18 protein-coding genes and 1 pseudogene are annotated in these 21559 nt (G+C 65.6%); 11 read left to right on the forward strand and 8 right to left on the reverse strand.

All coding sequences use genetic code 11. The features are described 5' to 3' along the window. The first annotated feature begins 5 nt into the window (after positions 1 to 5). From MSP7336_RS16850 to MSP7336_RS16865, 4 genes are all read left to right on the forward strand, one after another. Positions 6 to 464 carry an STAS domain-containing protein gene (locus tag MSP7336_RS16850; protein ID WP_069396364.1) on the forward strand — a complete coding sequence of 153 codons (459 nt, stop codon included), beginning with the start codon at positions 6 to 8 and terminating at the stop codon, positions 462 to 464. A 56-nt stretch (positions 465 to 520) separates the two neighbouring features. Next, positions 521 to 982 (forward strand): Rv1352/Rv1906c domain-containing protein, encoded by a 462-nt coding sequence (locus tag MSP7336_RS16855; RefSeq protein ID WP_069396365.1) that lies wholly within the window; start codon positions 521 to 523, stop codon positions 980 to 982. 30 nt (positions 983 to 1012) lie between these two features. Further along, entirely contained in the window at positions 1013 to 1699 is a 687-nt protein-coding gene (locus tag MSP7336_RS16860; protein ID WP_069396366.1) for an alpha/beta hydrolase family protein, read from the forward strand. 70 nt (positions 1700 to 1769) lie between these two features. Continuing rightward, positions 1770 to 2987 carry an acyl-CoA dehydrogenase family protein gene (locus MSP7336_RS16865; protein ID WP_069396414.1) on the forward strand — a complete coding sequence of 406 codons (1218 nt, stop codon included), beginning with the start codon at positions 1770 to 1772 and terminating at the stop codon, positions 2985 to 2987. Between the two features lie 4 nt (positions 2988 to 2991). On the opposite strand, the gene MSP7336_RS16870 is transcribed toward MSP7336_RS16865, so the two are convergent. Then, a complete protein-coding gene (locus tag MSP7336_RS16870) occupies positions 2992 to 3558 on the reverse strand; it encodes a forkhead-associated protein (protein WP_069396367.1) in 567 nt (188 codons plus the stop codon). 117 nt (positions 3559 to 3675) lie between these two features. Between MSP7336_RS16870 and MSP7336_RS16875 the strand changes: the two genes are divergently transcribed. After that, positions 3676 to 4458: an enoyl-CoA hydratase/isomerase family protein gene (locus MSP7336_RS16875; protein WP_069396368.1), complete on the forward strand. Its 783-nt coding sequence runs from the start codon at positions 3676 to 3678 to the stop codon at positions 4456 to 4458. A gap of 50 nt (positions 4459 to 4508) precedes the next feature. Here the strand turns inward: MSP7336_RS16875 and MSP7336_RS16880 are convergent, their stop codons facing one another. Continuing rightward, entirely contained in the window at positions 4509 to 5576 is a 1068-nt protein-coding gene (locus tag MSP7336_RS16880) for an amidohydrolase family protein (RefSeq protein WP_069396369.1), read from the reverse strand. A gap of 35 nt (positions 5577 to 5611) precedes the next feature. Here MSP7336_RS16880 and MSP7336_RS16885 point away from each other — a divergent pair, with 35 nt between their 5' ends. The 4 genes from MSP7336_RS16885 (at position 5612) to MSP7336_RS16900 (ending at position 9649) form a co-directional block, all read left to right on the forward strand. Beyond that, positions 5612 to 6526, forward strand: coding sequence for an alpha/beta fold hydrolase (locus MSP7336_RS16885; protein ID WP_069396370.1), 915 nt, complete (start codon positions 5612 to 5614; stop codon positions 6524 to 6526). Beyond that, complete coding sequence (locus MSP7336_RS16890; protein WP_113964168.1) at positions 6523 to 7773, forward strand: MFS transporter; 1251 nt, start codon at positions 6523 to 6525, stop codon at positions 7771 to 7773. The genes MSP7336_RS16885 and MSP7336_RS16890 overlap by 4 nt, the downstream gene beginning before the upstream one ends. A gap of 9 nt (positions 7774 to 7782) precedes the next feature. Further along, positions 7783 to 9171, forward strand: a complete 1389-nt coding sequence (locus MSP7336_RS16895) for an adenylate/guanylate cyclase domain-containing protein (protein ID WP_069396371.1) — start codon at positions 7783 to 7785, stop codon at positions 9169 to 9171. 64 nt (positions 9172 to 9235) lie between these two features. After that, complete coding sequence (locus MSP7336_RS16900; RefSeq protein WP_244917484.1) at positions 9236 to 9649, forward strand: hypothetical protein; 414 nt, start codon at positions 9236 to 9238, stop codon at positions 9647 to 9649. Between the two features lie 4 nt (positions 9650 to 9653). Here the strand turns inward: MSP7336_RS16900 and MSP7336_RS16905 are convergent, their stop codons facing one another. From MSP7336_RS16905 to MSP7336_RS24330, 3 genes and pseudogenes are all read right to left on the reverse strand, one after another. Further along, positions 9654 to 12956 (reverse strand): helix-turn-helix transcriptional regulator, encoded by a 3303-nt coding sequence (locus tag MSP7336_RS16905; RefSeq protein WP_244917485.1) that lies wholly within the window; start codon positions 12954 to 12956, stop codon positions 9654 to 9656. A gap of 59 nt (positions 12957 to 13015) precedes the next feature. Continuing rightward, the gene (locus tag MSP7336_RS16910; protein ID WP_113964171.1) at positions 13016 to 16249 is read right to left on the reverse strand and encodes a LuxR family transcriptional regulator; all 3234 of its coding nucleotides are present in this window, start codon (positions 16247 to 16249) and stop codon (positions 13016 to 13018) included. Between the two features lie 162 nt (positions 16250 to 16411). Further along, positions 16412 to 16591 (reverse strand): annotated as a pseudogene (locus tag MSP7336_RS24330) (HNH endonuclease); the annotation flags it as partial. A 93-nt stretch (positions 16592 to 16684) separates the two neighbouring features. Between MSP7336_RS24330 and MSP7336_RS16920 the strand changes: the two are divergent. Further along, complete coding sequence (locus tag MSP7336_RS16920) at positions 16685 to 17983, forward strand: adenylate/guanylate cyclase domain-containing protein (RefSeq protein WP_113964992.1); 1299 nt, start codon at positions 16685 to 16687, stop codon at positions 17981 to 17983. Here the strand turns inward: MSP7336_RS16920 and MSP7336_RS16925 are convergent. After that, positions 17980 to 19446, reverse strand: coding sequence for an HNH endonuclease signature motif containing protein (locus MSP7336_RS16925; RefSeq protein ID WP_113964172.1), 1467 nt, complete (start codon positions 19444 to 19446; stop codon positions 17980 to 17982). The genes MSP7336_RS16920 and MSP7336_RS16925 overlap by 4 nt on opposite strands. Before the next feature lie 10 nt (positions 19447 to 19456). Further along, the gene (locus MSP7336_RS16930; RefSeq protein ID WP_483403567.1) at positions 19457 to 20743 is read right to left on the reverse strand and encodes a competence/damage-inducible protein A; all 1287 of its coding nucleotides are present in this window, start codon (positions 20741 to 20743) and stop codon (positions 19457 to 19459) included. An 18-nt stretch (positions 20744 to 20761) separates the two neighbouring features. Here MSP7336_RS16930 and MSP7336_RS16935 point away from each other — a divergent pair, with 18 nt between their 5' ends. Next, complete coding sequence (locus tag MSP7336_RS16935) at positions 20762 to 21256, forward strand: macro domain-containing protein (protein WP_113964173.1); 495 nt, start codon at positions 20762 to 20764, stop codon at positions 21254 to 21256. Here MSP7336_RS16935 and MSP7336_RS16940 read toward each other — a convergent pair. Continuing rightward, the gene (locus tag MSP7336_RS16940) at positions 21253 to 21558 is read right to left on the reverse strand and encodes an MTH1187 family thiamine-binding protein (RefSeq protein ID WP_069396417.1); all 306 of its coding nucleotides are present in this window, start codon (positions 21556 to 21558) and stop codon (positions 21253 to 21255) included. The genes MSP7336_RS16935 and MSP7336_RS16940 overlap by 4 nt on opposite strands. Position 21559: the final 1 nt, after the last annotated feature.

A 21559-nucleotide genomic window follows, 5' to 3' on the forward strand; every position in this document is an offset into this window, starting at 1 on the left:
CGTCGATGACCGAATCGACTGACACGGCAGTCTCGTACTTCAGGCCGCGTTACGGCAGCCCGGTGTTCGACTGCGGTGGCGCCCAGGTTCGGGCCCAGTGCCGCCACTTGGCGATTGTGGTGACGGTCAGCGGTGCCATCGACGCCGTAAACGTCGATCGGGTCAGCGAATACAGCAGCCACTTTGTTTTGCCCGACCAGCCGATCGTTCTGAATTTGAGCGCGGTGGACGGCTTCACCCCGGCGGGCGTGAGTTTCCTGCACCGCATCGATGAGGGTTGCCGCGCCGCGGGCGTGGAGTGGACGTTGGTGGCCAGCCCGGCAGTCAGTCGGGTCCTGCAGACGACCGACGACGAAGATCTGTTCTCGATCGCCGGCTCGGTGCGTGAAGCGCTGCACGACTTTGCCGACGCGATCACGGCGCGCCGTCGGCTCCTGATGCCACTGCTGACCAAGACGGCGTAGCGCCTGGTCAGGGACCGCGTACCGCGGCGGTCGCCCCGGTATGCTTGCTCATCGTGATGTCGAAGCGATTACCGCTTGCCGCCGCGACGCTTGCGACGCTTCTCGCGGGCTGGAATCTGGCAGCTGCCAGCGCCGATCCCCCGGCGCCGCCGGGTCCGCCGCCCGGACCGCCGCCGACGCCGGCGGCCCAGCCCAAGACGGTGATAGATCACGACGGCAATTTCGTGGTGGGCACCGACATCGTGCCGGGTGTATACAGCTCGGCGGGTCCGGCCGGCACCGGCGCGTGCTATTGGAAACGCATCGGCGGTGGCGACGACAATCCGATCATCGACAACGCGATGACCAAGAAGCCGCAGGTCGTGCAGATCGAGCCGACCGACAAGGCATTCAAGACAGACGGCTGCCAGCCGTGGCAGAAAACCGATTCGGCCACTCCCGACCCGGGCAGACCGCCGGCCGAAGCCAAAACACAGCTCGACATCCTGAACGCTCTGCTCAACCCGCACGGCCGTTAGCGACGGCCTCGCGGCGGGCAGACTGGCGGCATGGAAACCGTCGAGTACGCGCCCGGCCGCTTGGTCGATGTCTTCGGTGATCGCGGCGCTCAAACCGTGCTGTTGTGGCACGGACAGCAGAGCAACGCCCGCGCCGCCGTCCGTCCGCTCGGCGAGCTGATCGCCGGTTACGGGATGGCCGTACTGGCGCCCGACTGGGATTCCCACGCCGACGACGGTGGTCGCGCCGAGTTGCTGCGGTCGGTGGACTTCGCCCGCCGGCACACCGAAGATCCCGACCAGATCGTGCTTGTCGGCTGGTCGTTGGGCGGCGCGGCCGCCGCTGGGCTGACGGTGCAGGCGAGCCGCTACGGCGTCGGTTTCGCCCACACCGTTTGCCTGGCCGGTGCGTTCCGGGCGCCTGATCCGATCACCGGGAAACCGCCGGCGATCGGGCTGTCCCGGGAAGCGAACCGGTCGCCGTTCACCCTGCTGCACGGCGTTTCTGACGACGCCGTTCCGGTGGCGTGGAGCCGCGAGTTCGCCTCGGCGCTCGAGCAGAACGGTTGGCCGGTGCAGTTGGTCGAGCTGGCAGCCGATCACGGGTCGATCGCGGGCGCGGTGTACGACGCTGTCGCCGACCGCTATTCGGCCGGCCAAGATGACACCACGCTGGCGATCGCGGCCGAGGTGGCCGCGCATATCGGCGCGACCGGTCAGCGCACTCCCCGTTTGTAACTTCAGTGTACAAACGTTTACTGTATGCACCGCGGCGCGCATCGCGCCGCAGCAGTTGATAGGAGTGCTGATGGACGCGACGTTCTCGATGGAAGTGCCCGAAGAGGTTGTGCACGTTCGAGACTGGGTCCACGAGTTCGCCGAAGATGTCATCCGGCCGGCCGCGGCCGAATGGGATGAGCGGGAAGAAACACCGTGGCCGATCATCCAGGAAGCCGCGAAGGTCGGCCTCTACACGCCCGACCTGTTTGTCCAGATGGCCGCGGAAGCCAGCGGCTTGGGCATGTTGGTCGTGTTCGAGGAGATGTTCTGGGGCGATGCCGGCATAGCGCTGTCGGTGCTGGCGACCGGGCTCGCGGCCGCCGCCCTGGCCGCAAACGGTACCCCCGAGCAGCTCGGCGAGTGGCTGCCGCAGATGTTCGGCACCCCCGACGAGCCGAAGCTGGCCGCGTTCTGTTCCTCTGAACCCGGCGCGGGATCGGATGTGGGCGCGGTACGCACCCGGGCGGTCTACGACGAAGCCGCCGATGAGTGGGTGCTCAACGGCACCAAGACCTGGGCCACCAACGGCGGTATCGCCAACGTGCACGTGGTGGTGGCCTCGGTCGATCCGGAGCTGGGCACCCGGGGACAGGCGTCGTTCATCGTGCCGCCCGGAACCCCGGGGTTGTCGCAGGGACAGAAGTTCAAAAAGCACGGCATTCGGGCATCGCACACCGCCGAGGTGGTGCTCGACGACGTCCGCATCCCGGGCGAGCTGATACTGGGTGGCCGAGAGCGTTTCGAGCAGCGCCTTGCCAAAATCCGGTCCGGCCAGCGCACCGCAAGCCAGGCGGCGATGATGACGTTCGAACGCACCCGTCCCGTCGTCGGTGCGATGGCGCTGGGGATCGCACGCGCCGCCTACGAGTACGCACTGCAATACGCTTGCCAGCGCGAGCAATTCGGCAAGAAGATCGCCGAATTTCAGGCCATCGCATTCAAGCTGGCCGACATGAAGAGTCGCATCGACGCGTCGCGCATGTTGGTGTGGCGGGCCGGCTGGATGCAGCGCAACAACAAGCCGTTCAGTTCAGCTGAGGGCTCCATGGCCAAGCTGTTCGCGAGCGAGACCGCGGTCTATGTCACCGACGAAGCCATCCAGATTCTTGGCGGCAACGGCTACACCCGCGAATACCCGGTCGAGCGGATGCATCGAGATGCCAAGATTTTCACCATCTTCGAGGGCACCAGCGAAATCCAGCGGCTTGTCATCGGCAGGGCGTTGACGGGCCTGCCGATCCGCTGACGCACTAGTGCGTCTCGACGTCAGCCTCCTGCCCGGCACCGTTGAGAGCCATCGCCTCGTCCCAGCCGTTGACGTTGGCCTGCGACGACGGCTGGTAGTCGCCGTCACCGTTCACCTCGCGAAGCGCAGCGATCAGCTGATGGACCTTCACCACTTCTTCTTCCGAGGGCGTGGCGCCGGCTTCGAGCTCGTCCGGCAATTCGGGCCGAAGTCCGACACCCCTGGCCGCTTCCTCAGCCGACAGCTTGGCCCGGATACGCGCGGTATAGAGCTGCTGGCCCAGGGTCGAGCCGGGGGCCGAGGCGGCGCGTTCCATCAGGTCGTCGTAGCGGCGCCGCACGTCAGTCAGTGCGGCGATAACCGTGGGTGTGGACCGGCTCTTCGTTGCTGCCTCCGCCAAGCCCGCGCGTAGCTTGCGCAGACCGGAAAGCACTACCTCAGCGCGCTTCTGAAACTTCTTGTCCTCGGGAAATGGCAAGGAGTCAATGGCAGCCCGGTACATGTGCATTGCCGCGTCGGCAAGAGTGACAATGACCTGCGCTTCGCCTTCGTTGGGATCGAATTCGCCCATGACCTCTCAATTCTGCTCGGTGCCCGTCCGTTCAAGTGCACGGAAAAGAGTATCTGGAAGCCGGCAGATGACAATAGGCCGGCTGGGTTACCCGGTCGCAGGTCCTACACTCGCGCGGTGAGCATCGACTACGTGCACGACGCACACATCGCCACGATCACGATCAATCGTCCCGAGACGCGTAACTCGCTGGACATGGCTCACTTCCGTGACCTCGCTCAGGCCTGGGCCACGTTCCGCGACGATCCCGACGCCTGGGTTGCCGTCGTCACGGGTGTCGGTCGCGACTTTTGCACCGGAGCCGACCTCAAAACGTTCATCCCGGAGCTGACCGGTGAGCTGCCGCGGCCCGACGGCTGGGACAAAGTTCACGGGATTCATGCTGTCTTGCATCGGTTTCCAGTGCACAAACCGATCGTCGCCGCCGTCAACGGTACGTGCGTCGCCGGTGGATTCGAGATGTTGACCAACACCGACATTCGCGTCGCCGTCCCCGACGCGCGATTCGCGGTGATGGAACCCAAGCGCGGTCTGTTTGCCGGCGGCGGCACCACGGTGCGGCTGCCCCGCCAAGTCCCGTACGCGCACGCGATGGAGTTGCTGCTGACCGCCGACATGGTCGACGCCGAGCGCGCTCTGGCCATGGGCCTGATCAACAAGATCGTCTCCCCCGACCAGTTGATGGCCACGGCCTACGACTACGCGCGGCGTATCGCCGCCAACGCCCCGCTCGCCGTGGCAGCTACCAAGCAGTCGGCCGTCGAGGGACTGGCGCTAGACCTCGAAGCCGCCTACGACAACGAAACCCGGCACAGCAACCGGATTTTCGAGACCGAAGACGCCAAAGAAGGCCCACGGGCCTTTGCTGAGAAGCGACCGCCGAACTGGCAGGCGCGCTAGTTGTGGCGATCGCAAGCGCGGCGTAGCCGGGCGCAGCGGGTCGCCACGCGTCAATTGAACCCGTAGAAGCGCTGGGCGTTCAACCCGGCGATCTTGGACCGCGCCTCGTCGCTGATGTCGGGACGGACCCGCAGGTGCGCGGTGCTCTGCGGCCAGTCGCCGTCCCAATGCGGGTAGTCGCTGGCGAACATGATGAAGTCTGCGCCGAGCACATCGATGACGCCCGGCAGGATCGGTTCCTCCGGCTCGCAGGTCACCCAGATGTTGCCGGCCTGTAGGTATTCCTGCGGATCGCGTTGCCAGCCGCCCTCGATCCAATCGCCGCGTTTCTCGTAATGCTCGTGCAGCCGGTCGATGAAGAACGGCACCCAGCCCACGCCGGCCTCCAGAAACGCCACCCGCAGCGTCGGATGCCGGTCGAAGACGCCCCCGGAGACCATTGCGGTCATCGCCGTCATCTGATCGAACGGAAAGCTGATGCAGTGCACCTGGATGTAGTTGGTGAACCGGTCGACCCCGATCTTCGGCAGATGAAAGCCCGGCACCCCGTGAATGCCCAACGGCATCTCCAGGTCGGCCGCCGCAGCGTAGAACGGGTCGAGGTCGGGATGGTCCAGGTTGCGGGTTTTCAGCGCCGGCGGCACCAGGGTGGCGGCCAGTCCCAGCTCCTTCGCCTCACGCATGATGTCGATCGCGATCTGCCCGTGTTCGATCGGTGTCACCGCAACGCCGCGCAGTCGCCCACCCGTCGGCGCGCAGTAGTCGGCGACCCATTCGTTGTAGAGCCGGGCGAACCCCGCGGCGAATTCGGGATCCTCGAGCGTTGGCACGCACAGCCCCAAGCTCGGATACAGCACCATGGTGTCGATGTGGTCGCGATCGGCGTCGGTCAGAACGCCTTCTGCGGACGAGCAGTTCTGTCTGGCCGCCGGACTCAGACCATGTTCGGGCGGCACGCCGGCGCCCGGCCCGCTGTCTTCCGGGTAACGGCGTCCCTCGATCATGAACCGGGGTCGGCCGTCGGTGCTCGGGATGACATGCTGCGGCCAGCGCTTCATCGCCTCGACACCAAGCGTGGCGTTCTCGGCGACGTGGCCGTCGGCGTCGATGATGCGCATGCTCGCACCGTAATAGGTCGTGAAACACTCTGCGCATGGTTATCGCTATCGCCCGGCCCAAGCTGGAGGGCAACATCGCCGTCGGCGATGATCGCCAGCTCGGATTCGCAGAGTTCGGCGACCCGCAGGGCCGTGCCGTGTTCTGGTTACACGGCACCCCGGGCGCGCGCCGGCAAATCCCCACCGAGGCGCGCGTCTACGCCGAGCAAAACCACATCCGGCTGATCGGCATCGACCGGCCCGGCATCGGCTCCTCCACCCCCTACCAGTACGGCACGGTCGTGGCGTTTGCCGAAGACTTGCGCACCATGGCCGACACCCTGGGCATCGACAAGATGGCGGTCGTCGGCCTGTCCGGGGGCGGTCCCTACACCTTGGGATGTGCCGCGGCCATGCCGGATCGGGTGGTGGCGGCCGGGGTACTCGGCGGCGTCGCGCCGACGCGCGGCCCCGACGCTATCGGCGGCGGGGTGATGGCCCTGGGCTCGCGGGCGGCACCCTTGCTCACGGTGGCCGGCTGGCCGATCCGGATGGCGGCGATCGGTTTCATCCGGCTGATCCGCCCGGTGGCCGAACCGGCGCTGTACGTCTACGCACATGTATCGCCCGAAGGCGACCGGCGGCTGCTGGTGCGGCCCGAGTTCAAGGCGATGTTCCTCGACGACCTGCTCAACGGCAGCCGCAAACAACTGGCCGCCCCGTTCGCCGATGTGGTGGTCTTCGCTCGCGACTGGGGTTTCCGGCTCGATCAGGTCAAGGTGCCCGTGCACTGGTGGCATGGCGATCGCGACCACATCGTGCCATTCGCCCATGGTCAGCACGTGGTCGACCGGCTCCCCGACGCAGAGCTGCACCCGATACCCGGGGAGAGCCATCTTGCCGGCCTGGGCCGCGCCGAGGAGATTCTGCGGACCATGATCGAGGTCTGGGACCGCACCGAGCAGAAGTGACCCGACAACGGCTCACCGCCGACCAGCGAAACTCATTTCTCGCGGCGCTGCTCGGCTGGACGATGGATGCCTTCGATTACTTCCTGGTCGTGCTGGTCTACGCCGATATCGCGGAAACCTTCCACCGCACCAAAACCGAAGTCGCGTTCCTCACCACGGCCGCCTTGATGATGCGCCCGGTAGGCGCGTTGCTGTTCGGGCTGTGGGCCGACCGGGTAGGACGACGGCTGCCGCTGATGGTGGACGTGGCGTTCTATTCGCTGGTCGGTTTCTTGTGCGCATTCGCACCCAACTTCACCGTCTTGGTGATTCTGCGGCTGTTGTACGGCATCGGTATGGGCGGCGAGTGGGGTCTGGGAGCTGCACTTGCGATGGAGAAGGTTCCGGTCGGCCGCCGCGGATTCTTCTCGGGTCTGCTGCAGGAGGGCTACGCGTTGGGTTATCTGCTCGCAACCCTGGCGTCGCTGTTGGTGATGAATTGGCTTGGGCTGTCGTGGCGCTGGTTGTTCGGCCTGTCCATCATCCCCGCCCTGATCAGCCTGATCATCCGGTACCGGGTGCGCGAATCCGAGGTGTGGGAGGTGACTCAGGATCGTATGCGCTTGACACGCACCAGGATTCGCGATGTGTTGGCCGACGCAAGAGTCGTGCGCCGGTTCGTCTACCTGGTGCTGCTGATGACCGCGTTCAACTGGATGAGCCACGGCACCCAGGACGTGTACCCGACGTTCCTCGCGGCCACCCACAACCAAGGCGCCGGCCTCTCCGCCGCGACGGCCAAGTCCATCGTGGTTGTTTACAACGTCGGCGCCATCGTGGGCGGGCTGATCTTCGGCACGCTCTCGCAACGGTTTGGTCGCCGCTACACCATCATCTTCTGCGCAGTCCTGGGGCTGCCGATCGTGCCGCTGTTCGCGTACTCGCGCGCCGCCGCGATGCTGTGTCTCGGCGCATTTTTGATGCAGGTCGTGGTGCAGGGCGCCTGGGGTGTCATCCCCGCGCATCTCACCGAGATGTCGCCGGATGCCATCCGTGGTTTCTACCCGGGCGTGACGTATCAGCTGGGCAATCTGCTGGCGGCGTTCAACCTGCCTATCCAAGAGCACCTGGCCGATTCCCACGGCTATCCCTTCGCGTTGGCCGCCACGATCACGCCGGTCCTGGTTGCGGTAGCGCTGCTGACCACGCTGGGCACCGACGCGACCGGCATCAGGTTCGGCACCCGGGAGACCTTCGACCTGAATTAACCTGAGGCGGTGGCGCAAGCTCCGCGAACCCGCTACGCGGAATCCGGCGACGGCGAGCTCAAGGTGGACATCGCCTACCAGGTCTTCGGCGATGGCCCGACTGATCTGCTCGTGCTGTCGGGCCCGTCCATCCCAATCGACACCATCGACGCCGAGCCTTCGATGTACCGGTTCCATCGGCGCCTGGCGTCGTTCAGCCGGGTGATCCGTTTCGACCTGCGCGGAATGGGTTTGTCGTCGCGCATTCTCGCCCCGGATGTGCTGGGTCCGCGGTTCTGGGCCGAGGATGCCATCGCGGTGATGGACGCAATCGGATGCGAGCAGGCCTCGGTCTTCGCGCCGAGTTACAACGCGATGATCGGACTCGTGCTGGCCGCCGAGTATCCGGAGCGGGTGCGCAGCCTCGTGATCGTCAACGGCGCGGCGCGCTTGCTGTGGGCGCCCGATTATCAGGTTGGCTCGCAAACGAGCGTCGTCGGTCGGTTCTGGACCATCGGGATCGAGCCGGATGCGGTCGAAAAGGGATTCGACATCCTGGGCATTGTCGCTCCGAGCATCGCCGGCGATGACGCATTCCGGGGCTGGTGGGATCTCGCCGGTAATCGCGCCGCGTCACCGAGCACGGCGCGCGCCGTCAGCAAGATCGTGGCTGAGTCCGATGTACGGGACACCCTCGCTCGTATCAGCGTGCCGACGCTGATCTTGCACCGGTCCAACCTGAGATTCGTCCCGGCCGAGCACGGCCGCTATCTCGCCGAGCACATCGCGGGTTCGCGCTATGTGGAGTTGCCTGGCACGGATGCCCTGTACTGGGTCGGCGACACCGCACCGATGCTCGACGAGATCGAGGAATTCATCACCGGCGTGCGGGGCGGTTACGAAGCCGAACGTGTCCTCACCACAATCATATTCACCGACATCGTGGGCTCCACCAAGCATGCCGCCGCCCTCGGCGACGCTCGGTGGCGCGATGTACTGGACAACCACGACACTTTCGTCCGCCACGAGCTCGAGCGGTTCGGAGGACGCGAAATCAACACCGCCGGTGACGGATTCATAGCAACGTTCACCAGTCCCAGCGCCGCGATCGCGTGTGCGCAGGCCATTGTCGATGCCGTGCGGGTGCTCGGAATCGAGGTTCGGGTGGGACTTCACGCCGGTGAGGTCGAGGTGCGGGGGGCTGCAAAAGAAGATGTGGCCGGTCTGGCTGTGCACATCTGTGCGCGTGTCGCGGCGCTTGCTCGCCCGAGCGAGGTGCTGATGACCTCGACGGTGCGCGACATCGTCGCCGGCTCGCGGCGGAAGTTCGTCGAGCGCGGCATGCATGAGCTCAAAGGCGTACCCGGCCCTTGGCTGCTGTGCGCCCTGGTGCGTGACGAGGCGACGATCAGGCGGTGATGCGATGCGTGCCGCGCCACTGTTGCTGACCGCCTGCAGTGGGTTTCTGCTTGCCGTCCTCTGGATGGATTTCATCTTCGACGCACAGGTATTCGGCCACCGAAATGCGCGCGAAGAACTACCCGAGCCGGTGCTCGCCTCGATCGCAGGCTACTACCATCGCGCAACGACAACCTCGCAGCCAATGGGTCGCCTGATTATGATCGTCATGGCAATCCTGCTGGGAGCCTTAGGATTCTGGGCTGTGCGCAGGCGTGAGCCGGGTTGGGTGATAGCCGTCTCCGCGGTCCTCGCGGGCGCACCAATTCTTTTGGCGCTGATACGTACCGTGCCCAACGCGATTCGCCTGGGTAACCGCGTTGGCAGTCCGGCCGACCAGACACGGCTGGCCCGGTCCGTCGCCCGGGATCACCTGCTGTGCCTGGGCTTCATGTTCGCTTTCTTGGCCCTGTGGGTTGTGCGCGGCGCGGTGGTCTAGTCGATCACGTGTGCTGAGCCGCCTCCTGTGCGAGTTGGACTCGTGAGGTCAGGCGGAGTTTGGTGTAGACGTGCGTGAGGTGGGTCTGCACGGTGCGCGGTGACACGAATAGCCGAGCGGCGATGTCTTTGTTCGGAAGTCCTTCGCTGACCAGACGGACCACGTCGAGTTCGGTGGGAGTCAGCGCGGCCCAGCCGTTTGACGGCCGTTTTCGTTCGCCGTGACCGCGCAGGGCATAGGCGATCGCTTCTTCGGTGGACAACGCGTTGCCCTCAGCCCAGGCAGCATCAAAGTCGGGCTGCCCCAATGCGTTACGAACGGTCGTGAGTGCAGCTTCGAAACGGGCGTCGTGAACCTTGAAGCGGACTGCGCCAGTGCGATTTCGGATCGCATCGGCTGCGCCGAGGAGCCGCGCTGCTTCGATATGACTGCCGGCATCGGCTGACAACGCGGCGAGCAATTCGAACATATCGGGCACGACTATTTGACTTTCGACGCCGACCGCTATCTCGAGCACGTTGCGGGCGTCGCGCTCTGCATCTCGCAGTGCCCCTTCGGCTGTTGCGACGTGAGCGCGTGTTGCCAGCGCAAGCATCCGCTGGCAACCTTTGGTGCCCGAGACGGCTTCGTCCGCCCAGCCACGCGCCTCAATAAGGTCGTTAGCTGCCAGCGCAGCCTCCGCCCGGCGCCACAGTTGTATCGCCGACGCCTCAGCTTGCATCCCGACTCGCTGCCAGGACGTCTTGTTTGCCTCGGCTGCTTCTGCTACGTCGCCCGCGGCCAAAGCTGCGATGGCCACCGCCAGATAGCCAATCCCTTCAAGTGCGGGGCCGAGCTCCGCCCCGGTCTCGATGGCGGCATCGGCAGTGGCGCGCGCTTCGGCAGTCCTGCCCAGGTACGCCAAGGCGTGGACCTGGTGGATGAGGCCGAAGTACCTATTGAGCAAGTCCCCGTCGGCATCTGCTTCGGCGACAAGCTTGTCGCACTGTGTGGCGGCGGCGGCCAGTTGGCCCAGCATCATTTGGGATGCCGCGAGGCCCCAGCAGCGACTGAACCGTGAGCCGAACCGGTCGCCGATAGCATCAGAGATCTCGCGTCCTTCCTCGGCGGCGGCGTGCGAGCCACGCGGATCCCCCGCCATAAACCCCGCATACGCCTGCAGGCCAAGGATGTGGCTCAGTGTCCACCGGTCGTCCAAATTGCGGGCCAACTCGATCGCCTCACTGAAGTAGGAAAGAGCCTGCTCGGCGTCAAACGTGGCCATGGCGCCACGTGCGGTGAGCGCCCGACAGAGCAGTCTTGGGTCCTCGAGTCGGCGCGCGGCGGTCAGGGCCTCTTCGGCGTCCGCAATGCTGAAGGTGTAAATGGCCCATGAATTGAGCAGCGCCTTCTCAGCGAGAGCCCGTGCACGCGCCGCGGATACATCGTCTCCGTCGGCGGCGCATTGGTCAGCGAGTGCCGCATCCAACCAGGCCAGCCCTTCTTGGATGCGGCCTCGGGCAAGCCACAATGGCTGTAGCGATGAGGCGAGTTGCAAGGCCATTGCGGTATCGGAGTTTTCCCGGCTCCATCCGAACGCTGCGCGCAAGTTGTCGATTTCGGATTCGGCTTGCTCGAGCAGCTGCTGATGGTTATGCCGTGTCGGATTGTCGAGCAGGGCGCCCATTGCCGTGTAGTGGTCGCGGTGTCGGGCGCGCACCGCATCGGCTTCGCCGGATTCCGAGAGCTTTTCCAAAGCGTATTGCCGGACCATCTCCAGCAACCGGTATCGCGTTCGGCCCGTTGTGTTTTCGGCGACCACAAGTGACTTGTCGACCAATAGGGTGAGCTGATCCAAAATATGGTGACTTTGGACGGGGCCTCCGCTCGCCACCGCCCGTGCGGCGTCGAGGTCGAAGCCGCCCATGAAGGCGGCCAGCCGCCGGAACAGGACTCGTTCGGGGTCGGTCAGCAGTGCGTGCGACCAGTCGACTGAGGCATGCAGCGTCTGCTGACGACGTACCGATCGGCGTGCACCGCCGGCCAGTAGGCGGAAGCGATCGTGCAGGCCCGCGAGGATTTCGTCGAGCGACAAGGCGCGTACTTGCGCCGCGGCGAGTTCGATTGCCAACGGCATGCCGTCGAGGCGGCGGCAGATTTCTTCCATGGTCGCGCGGCTGTCGTCGTTGATGGCGAAATCGGGGCGCGCTCGGCGGGCCCGGTCGACAAACAGGTCGATGGCCTCGTCATCCAGCGACAGTGATGGCACCCGCCAGATCACCTCGCCGTCCACGGCGATCGGCTCACGGCTGGTGGCCAGGAAACTCAGGTTGGGGCAAGCGCCAAGCAGATCCATTGTCAGCGCTGCGGTTACGTCGAGCAGGTGCTCGCAGTTGTCCAAAACCACGAGTATCTGCTTGTCGCCGATCGTGCGGGTGAGGGTGTCCATCGTCGAGCGGCCCGGCTGATCGGGAAGACCCAGCGCTCGCGCCGTCGCGACGGGAACCACATCGGGGTTGGTGATCGCAGCCAGATCGACGTACCAGACGCCATCGCCGAATTCATTGGCCATCTGTGCGGCGACTTGCACCGCCAGACGTGTCTTGCCCGCGCCGCCGGCACCGGTCAAGGTGACGAGTCGGTTGTCGGTCAGTACCCCCCGCACCTTTTTGATCTCTGCTACTCGTCCGATGAAGGTGGTGAGTTGGACCGGAAGTTGCTGCACGGCAACGGTGCTGGATGACCGTAGCGGCGGAAACTCGTTGCGCAGATCGGGGTGGCAGAGCTGCAGCACGCGTTCGGGCCGGGCCACACCGCGCAGTGGGTAGCTGCCCAGCTCAGTCAGCCATACATCCGCCGGAAGTCGGTCGGCCGCCAGCGCTTCGGTGGCGCCGGAGAGCACGGTTTGGCCGCCGTGAGCCAGGTCGCGGATGCGTGCGGTGCGGTTGATGGTCGGACCGATGTAGTTGGCTTCGTCGCGCAGCTGGATTTCTCCGCTGTGCACGCCGATGCGCAGCCGGATCGGCGCGAGCGGCGCTCGCTGCAGGGCCAGGGCGCAAGCTATTGCGTCGCTGGCGCGGGGGAACGCGACGACGAAGCTGTCGCCTTCGCCTTGCTCGACGGGCCGCACCCCGTCGTGGGCGGCGATGACTTCGGTGAGGGCGTGATCCAAGCGCGTGAATGCGTCGGACATGTCGTCGGGTTGGGTTTCCCAGAGCTGCGTCGAGCCCTCGACGTCGGCCAGCAGCAACGTCACTGTTCCCGAGGGCAGCTCGTTTATGCCCACGTCGCTCCAGTTCACGGGCGGTGCGTCCGCGCGTTCGATCATGCTAGCCAGCATGCGGTCGCCAGTAGAGCAAAACATCAGCGAAACCGCGTATATCCGTCTCAGTGGTGGCGGGCTGCTTCCTGCGCGAGCTGGACGCGCGAGGTCAGGCCGAGTTTCGTGTAGACGTGCGTGAGGTGGGTCTGCACCGTGCGCGGTGAGACGAAAAGCCGGGCGGCGATGTCTTTGTTGGGAAGCCCTTCGCTGACCAGGCGCACCACGTCGAGTTCGGTTGGGGTCAGCGAGGCCCACCCGTTAGACGGCCGTTTGCGTTCACCACGGCCGCGCAAAGCATACGCGATCGCCTCATCTGTCGATAAAGCGAATCCCTCAGCGTGTGCCGCCTCAAAATCGTTTTCTCCCAGAGCGTTACGGATGTCTGCGAGGCGGGACTCATAGCCGCCGTCGTAGATCTTGAACCGCACTGCGCCGGTGCGCTGCCGAATCGCATCGGCGGCCCCGACAAGGCGGGCAGCTTCGCGATGGTTGCCGCTTTCGACGGCCAGCACGGCGAGACATTCCAGCAGATCCGGCGTAAATAGGTGCGCTCGCAGCTCACTGGACAGTGCCAGCGCGTCGTAGGCGTCGCGTTCAGCCTGTTGGAATTCCCCTTGCGCGATGGTCACGTGCATGCGTCTGGCACGCGTATTGAGCAAGTGCCATTGCCGGGTTATCGATACGGCCTGGTCGGCCCAGCGCCGAGCCGCGCTGAGATCGCCGCACGCCGCGGCTGACTCGGCGAGCGGGGCGATGCTGATGACAAGTGCTTCGCGGGCAGGATTTCTGTGCTGCCAGGCCGCTTCGCTTGCCTCTCGGGCCGCCGGCGCATCGCCAGCGGCGAACGCGGCGAGTCCCGCGGATGCATATGCCGTATCCAAGTAAAATCCGCCGAGCGCCGTCCCGGCTTCAATGGCGCGCTCGGCCGCGGCTCGTGCCTCGCTCAGTTCACCTGCGTGGGTGAGTGGGAAGGCTAGGCAGATGAGGCAGAGTGCCCGGGTAACAGAATCGTGAGCTGTCTCCGCCTCTGCAAGCACGGCACGCAACTCTGGAATGCCGTCGGCCAGTTCGCCCAGACAGGCCCGGGCCAACCCTCGCCACATGCGGCACAGCCGCGCGTGAAAGTGATCGCCGATTGCCTGGGCGAGGGTGCAGCCGTCTTCGGCCGCGATGAGCGGCTCGTGCAGCTCACCCGACGCGTTCCCGCCGAACGCGCGCCAGTTGAGCAGCTGAATCAACCTCCAGTCGTCGCCCAATTCCCGCGCTAGCGCGATCCCTTCGTCCAGGTACTGCCGGGCGACCGCCGGCTCATATATCGACAGTCCGCCGCACGCCGTGAGCGCCCGAACCGTCAACGCCGGGTCGCCCAATTCACGGGCCATGGTCAGCGACTGTTCGGCAAGATCCTTGCTTTCCGCGCCGGAATACGCGTCGATAGCCGCCCGGTCCACCATGGCCCGCGTCCGCACCGCGGGTGCAAGGTCAGAGTCGGAGAGGACGGCGTCAAACCAGCTGAGCCCCTCCAAAAAGCGGCCCGTCGTCAGCCAGAACGGATGCAGCCCCGATGCCAGCTGCAATGCGCGTTCGAGCTCCGAGCACTCGAGGCTCCAGGTGAACGCGGCGCGTAGATTGTCGATCTCGGTTTCGGCCCACCCGACACGACGATCCAGTTCGGTCACCGGCGGCGCCTCCACCCGGGCGGCCAGCGCTGTGTAGTGGTCGCGGTGCCGCGTTCGGACCTCTTCGGCCTCGCCGGACTCGCCGAGCTTTTCCAGCGCGTATTGGCGGACCATCTCGAGTAGGCGGTATCGCGTTGGCCCGCTGGCATATTCGGCTGCGACGAGGGATTTGTCGACAAGCAAGGTGAGTAAATCCAGCACTTGATGGCGTTCGAGACCACCGTCAGACGCGACGACTTCGGCGGCAGCCAGGTCAAAGCTGCCCATGAACACCGAGAGCCGGCGGAACAGCACCCGTTCGGGGTCGGTGAGCAGTGCGTGTGACCAATCCACCGATGCGCGCAGCGTCTGCTGGCGCTGTACGGCGGTGCGCGCACCACCGGTCAGTAGCCGGAATCGGTCGTGCAGACCGTCGAGGATCTCGTCCAGCGACAGTGAACGCACCCGCGCCGCTGCCAGTTCGATCGCCAGCGGCACACCGTCTAGTCGGTGACAGATTTCGGCGACAGTGCCCGCCTTGTCGTCGGGAGCATCCCAGTCCGGGCGGGCATGGCGGGCGCGGTCGACGAAAAGTTCAATGGCCTCTTCCTCCAGCGACAGCGACGGCACCCGCCAGCTCACCTCGCCGGCAACGGCGATGGGTTCCCGGCTGGTGGCCAGCACTGTCAATTCCGGGCAGGCGCCCAGCAGGGCCGTGGTCAATTCGGCGCTGGCATCCAAGAGGTGTTCGCAGTTGTCTACCACCATGAGGAGGTGGCGCTCGCCGATGAACCGCGTGACGGATTCGACCGTGGAGCGGCCTGGCTCGTCGCGCAGACCCAGCGCGCGGGCCGTGGCGACGGGGACCAGGGCCGGATCGGTGATCGGTGCCAGATCGACATAGAACACGCCGTCGTCGAAATCGGGTCCCGCCTGGGATGCAACTTGTATCGCCAGGCGGGTTTTGCCCACGCCTCCGGCGCCCGTCAATGTGACCAACCGGTTGTGCGTGAGGGTGTCGATCAACTGCCGGATCTGATCGTTGCGCCCGACAAAGCTGCTCAGCTGTGCCGGAAGATTATGGGTGGCGATCGATTTGGCTGTGCGTAGCGGCGGGAATTCGTTCCGGATGTCCGGGTGGCAGAGCTGCAGCACGCGTTCGGGACGGGGTACACCGCGCAGTGGGTAGCTGCCCAGCTCGGTCAGCCAGGCATCCGCCGGGAGCCGGTCGGCGACGAGTGCTTCGGTGGCGCCGGAGAGCACGGTTTGGCCGCCGTGAGCCAGGTCGCGGATGCGTGCGGTGCGGTTGATGGTCGGACCGATGTAGTTGCCCTCGTCGCGCAGCTGCACTTCCCCGCTGTGGATGCCGATCCGTAGTCGGATGGGGGCCAACGCCGCTCGCTGCAATTCGAGCGCGCAGGAGATGGCGTCGCTGGCGCGGGAGAATGCCACCACAAAGCTGTCGCCCTCACCCTGCTCGACTGGCCGCACGCCGTGCAGAGTGCCGATGACCTCGGACAGGGTGCGGTCCAGGCGCGCGAATGCGTCGGACATGTCGTCGGGTTGGGTTTCCCACAGCTGAGTGGAACCCTCGACGTCGGCCAGCAGCAACGTCACCGTTCCGGAGGGCAGTTCGGTCATGCCCACGTCGCTCCAGTCGCCGCAGTTCAACGGCGGTATTCCGCGCGTCAGCTCATGCTAGCCAGCGCCAGACCCCGTTACGCAGCAAAACCGCGCTAAAAGGGCGGCGGATCGTTGCAGGCGGCGATACGGGCGGCCTCTCGCGCCGAGTGACTTGAGCGAGGCCGGCAACACTAATTCGCCTGTGGGATCGGCCAATATCGGGAAGAACACGGCACCGCCGGGTGTGGTGCTGTACGTGTGACCCGTAGGTGCCGTCCAGATCACCGTGCCATCCGCTAGTTGCTGATCGGCCCAGCCGCCGAAGCCGGTGTAGAAGGTCTTCAAAAGGTGGTGGCAGCGAATTGTTGAAGAACATTTCACGTGACGCTCGTGAGCAGCATGAACGCTGCCGATACGCACCGCCTGACCTGCTGCTCGGCTTACACTTCCGCCGTGTTCTCGGAGACGCGTTATGCGATGAACGGGGACTTGCGCGTCGCCTATCGCGCGTCTTCCCCGGGCGAGCGCGACATCGTGTTCGTTCCGAACTGGTTCACGTGCTGCGAGCACTTACCAGAGCTGCCCTCGCTTCAAGGATGGGTGGAGGCGATGGCATCGCTGGGTCGACTGATTTTCTTCGACCAGCCGGGCACGGGAGCCTCAGATCCGGTCATCCCGGGCGCGCTCCCGACGTTGGAGCAATGGGCCGACAGCATCACGGCGGTGCTCGATGATCTGGGTAGCAGTGAGGCGGTGCTCCTCGGAGTCAATGGGGCTGTTGCGCAGGCGGCGCTTTTTGCGGCGACACACCCGTCCCGCACCACTGCGCTGGTCGTCCTAGAGGGCTTTACGGGTACCCATACGGCAACGTCCGAGGATGTTAAGGCTGCCACGGTCGCCGCCTGGGGCACTGGGGAGATCGAACATACGATCAACCCAGATATGCCGTGGAATGAAGAGATTCGAGCAGCGTGGGCACGACACGAACGCCTGGCGGCCACCCCAGGGACGGTTTCGCGTGTGGTGCGTCTCGCCAGCGAATTGGACGTGCGGTCGGTGCTACCGACAATCCGCGTGCCCACCCTCGTCCTCCACCACGCGAAGGACCCGGTGATCCCGCCCGCCGGAGGAAAGGACGTGGCTGCACGTGTACCGGGTGCGAAATATGTTGAGCTACCTGGGCGCAACGCGTTCCACTTCGTGGAACCGTGGCGGGATTCGTTTCAGGAGATCGCCGAATTCCTCATTGGGCACCAGGCCGACGTGCCCGACGATCGAGTTCTCGCCACGGTGTTGTTCACCGACATCGTGGACTCGACGCGGCAAGCCGCCGAGATGGGTGACCGTGACTGGCATGCACTGCTCGATGCGCACGACGCCGTCGTCCGCTCGCAACTCACTCGGTTCAGGGGTCGTGAGGTGAACACCTCGGGCGACGGCTTCCTCGCGATGTTCGACGGACCGCAGCGAGCGATCCGCTGCGCCATGGCAATTCGCGACGCGGTGCAGGCATTGGGCATCGAGGTGCGTGCCGGGTTGCATACCGGCGAGTGTGAGATACGCGGTGATGACATCGGCGGTATCGCCGTGCACATCGGCGCGCGGGTGAGCGCCCTGGCCGATCCGAATGACGTGCTGGTGTCCAGCACGCTGCGTGACCTTGTGATCGGATCAGGACTCGAATTCGAAGACCGCGGCAATCATCAACTCAAGGGCGTCCCTGGCGAATGGCGGTTGTTCGCTGTCGCCTAAAAGGGTGGCGGATCGTTGCAGGCGGCGATGCGCTCCGCCTCTCGCGCCGCCTGCGCGGCGAGGCGTTCTTCATTGATGCGTCGCTCAGCGGCGATACGGGCGGCGCGCTCCTGGGCGCGGGTTCGTTTCCGGGTGGGCATCATCAACCCGCGGTTCGCGCCGAGTGACTTGAGCGAGGCAGGCAACACCAATTCGCCTGTGGGATCGGCCAATATCGGGAAGAACACGGCACCGCCAGGTGTGGTGGTGTACGTGTGGCCCGTAGGTGCCGTCCAGATCACCGTGCCGTCCGGTAGTTGCTGATCGGCCCACCCGCCGAAACCGGTGTAGAAGGTCTTCAAAAGGTGGTGGTAGCGACACAGCAGCTTGAGATTCGACGGATGCGTGGGGCCGAGCGGATACGGGACCGTATGGTCGATATCGCAATGTTCGGCCGGTAGATCGCAGCCGGGGAACCGGCAAGTCAAATCCCGCAGCCGTACGAACTCGGCCAACGCCGCCGAAGGGCGATACCCCGCTTCCGGATCCGCCGACGGCTTCACGACGGGCTTGAGTTTCGCGGTCGCCGCCAGGTTGCGCAGCACCGGTGCCGGCACAGGCCCGAACCCCGGCAGGAAACCCGGCTGCTGCGAATCGCCTTTCACCGATGCCTGCTCGGCCAACACATGGATCGTCACATTGGTGCCCGGGATCCGTGCTGCCGCAGCGCAATCCGTTGTCCCACATTCGCAACGCATTACGTCTAATCCGGCGGCCAGGGCTCCCAGCGCATCGGCGCGCCGTTGCGCCTTGGTGCGCGGATCGTTCCGGCACACTGTGTCGGCCAATGCATCCAGCTTGTGATCCAACGCGGCGCCGTCGTGAACTTGAACCTGTGCCCAGATGCCGGCCAATCCGGTTTCGACCGGTCCGATCTCGACGTACCGATCCTGGTTGCGCTCTCCGGGCAGCCGCTGTGCAGCCGGATCGAAACGGACCACCCACATGTCGATGCGCTCAAACAGCTTGGGCTCGGATAGCCGCATCCATTTGTGCCCGTGCCGGGCGATCGCGGCGTCGATCTTGGCGATCAGCACTGGATCCTCGACCAACTCGGTGCGGGACACGACGGCGGCCATCACCCGAAAGTCGATGGCCCCTGATGCGAATGCCTCGGCTACCCGGGGCAGCCGCTCCCGCAACGCGATCGCATACCGCAGCCGTGTGCGGGCACGGCCGCGGCTGATCCCCAACGCGGCAGCCACTTCGGCCACCACGTTTTCGTGCCCGTCGATGGCCCAGTTGCTGCGATCGACATCGTCTTCGGGCGCCCGCCGCGCATACAGTTCCCCAACCGCCGCCAACTCTCGCCCACACATCGCGTTCTGCGCCCGGGCCGCGGCCGCGATCGCATCCACCACACCGGCGTCGTCCAGCTCAGCAAAACAGGCGCTGACCTCGCCCGATGCGTCGGTATCGAACATACTTTCGATATTAGCGTGGGCCACCGACAAATGGCGCATCGCTCAATATCCGCCGCAGCAGGTGCATCGCCACCGTCGTCGAGCGCTCCCGAATGTCGGCGCGGTTGCCGGGCAGCCGGATCGTGCGGGTCATTGAGCGGCCATCGGCCAGCGACACCGTGAAGCACACGGTGCCCACCGGCTTGTCCTCCGTTCCCCCACCAGGGCCGGCGATCCCGGTGATCGCGACCGCGGTGTCCGCACCGAACCGCCGCAGCGCGCCCGCGGCCATCGCTTCGGCCACCGGTTCCGACACCGCGCCGTGTGCCTCGATCAGCGCCGAATCCACACCCAGCAGTTCGACTTTGGCCTCGTTGGCGTAGGCCACTACTCCCCCGACGACATATGCGGACGAACCTGGGAGCTCGGTGAGCCGCGCGGCCACCAGACCCGCGGTGCACGACTCGGCTGTCGCGATCCGGCGGCCGGTCAGCAATCGCGCGACCTGATCGTCCACCCGGGAACCGTCTTCGGAAAACAACTGCTCGCCATGCTTTTGGCGCAGCACCTCGACCAGCTTGGCGTACACACCTTCAGCGGAGGGCTCGTAGCGGGTGACCATTTCCACCTCGCCACGGCGCAGGCAGGTGGTGATCTCCAGCGCCTCGAAGCCGGGCAGCGACTTCTCGGCCTCTCGCAGTGTGTCGGCCAACCCGGATTCCGGCAGACCGAACATCCGCAAGGTGTCCTGACGGTAGACGGTTCGCCCCGCGATCGCTTCCTGAATCGCGGGCAGCTCGATCGCTCGCCGCCACATCGGCTGCAGCTCACGCGGGGGTCCCGGAAGCACCAGCACGGCCGGCTTACCCGGCACCACTACACCCGGCGCCGTTCCCACCGGGTCGAGCACCAGAGCACCGGCCGGGATCATCGCCTGCTTGCGGTTGGCCGCGCGCACCGCGTCGAAGTCGGCACCCCCGATTCGGCCCATCAGCGATTTGAGGATCGCCGCGATCTTGCCTTCCAGCTCGGCATCCAGCACCAGCTCACGCCCGCAGAACTGAGCCACGGTGGCAACCGTCAGGTCGTCGGCGGTCGGCCCCAGCCCGCCGCTGGTGACAATCAAATCCACGCCTTGATCGGCCATGAATCGCAGTTGCGCGTCGATGTCACGGGCCCGGTCACCGCAGATCGTGATGTGTGCCAGCTCGACACCCAGCTCCAGAAGACGATCGGCGATCCAGGGCCCGTTGCGGTCTTGGACTCGCCCGGTCAACACCTCGGTGCCGGTGACCACAATGCCTGCACGTGCACTCACCGGTATGACACTAAAGGGATGATCGAAATTGAAGTGCTTCAGGCAGACGTGACCAAGCTCGAGGTCGACGCCATCACCAATGCGGCCAACACCCAACTTCGTCATGGCGGTGGGGTGGCGGCGGCTATCTCGCGCGCGGGTGGCCCGCAGGTGCAGCGGGAGTCACGCGAAAAAGCGCCGATCGGGCTCGGCGAAGCCGTCGAGACCACGGCCGGCGACATGCCGGCGCGCTACGTCATCCATGCGGCCACCATGGAACTTGGCGGGCCGACCTCCGCGGAAATCATCGAGAACGCGACACGGTCGACGCTGCGCAAGGCCGATGAGTTGGGCTGCCGCTCGCTGGCACTGGTCGCATTCGGGACCGGCGTCGGCGGTTTCCCGGTTGATGAAGCAGCGCGGTTGATGGTCGGCGCGGTCCGGCGGCACCAGCCCGGCTCACTGCAGCGGGTGGTGTTCGCGGTCCACGGCGACGAGGCCGAGCGGGCTTTTCGCACGGTGGCGCAGCATTAACCTTCGGATAGGTGCCGCTCCACCGATTCGGTCTTGTGGGTGATCGCGTCGGTGACACCGGTGCGCCAATCCGCCTTGATCACCACGCTCACTCGCGGAGCACGGGCTTTGACGGCTTCGACGGCGCGCTGCACCACCGCCATCACCTCTTCCCAAGAGTCGCCCTCGACGAGGGTGAACATCGCGTCGGTCTTGTTCGCCAAGCCGGAATCGCGGACCACCCGAACCGCTTCGGCCACCAGCTCACCGACGGCCTCGCCAACGCCAAGCGGCGTAACCGAAAACGCGATCAGGACCGACACA

Origin of the sequence: Mycobacterium shimoidei, assembly GCF_900417275.1 — a bacterium.
In the GTDB taxonomy this organism is placed as follows: domain Bacteria; phylum Actinomycetota; class Actinomycetes; order Mycobacteriales; family Mycobacteriaceae; genus Mycobacterium; species Mycobacterium shimoidei.